Genomic DNA, 244 nt, shown 5'->3' on the forward strand with positions numbered 1-244 from the left:
CACACGTTCAGTGCAGGTAGCTTATGGTCCCTCGAACATTCTAGTTTCACTGGGGGCTGGCTCTCACGCCACCAATGCCGATGCGGTGGAAGTCTGCTACTTGAAAGTAGCTGGCAAGGCCTTCACACGCTTGTAGTACCTGGCAAGGCGGTGGATACGGCTCTCCACCAGAATCAGGCGGAACTTGGCATCCTTGTCTTTGCGATTCTTGTCCAAGTGCTTCCTCACGGACACTGCCTTCTTG

Annotated in this window: 1 protein-coding gene; it reads right to left on the reverse strand. The window is 54.5% G+C overall.

The window, feature by feature from the left end; genetic code table 11:
* Window positions 1-96: 96 nt before the first annotated feature.
* The gene (locus ACYQ78_RS40010) at window positions 97-234 is read right to left on the reverse strand and encodes a 30S ribosomal protein S15 (RefSeq protein WP_459806218.1); all 138 of its coding nucleotides are present in this window, start codon (window positions 232-234) and stop codon (window positions 97-99) included.
* Window positions 235-244 lie beyond the last annotated feature (10 nt).

The sequence above is a fragment of the Herbidospora sp. RD11066 genome, from assembly GCF_054661255.1.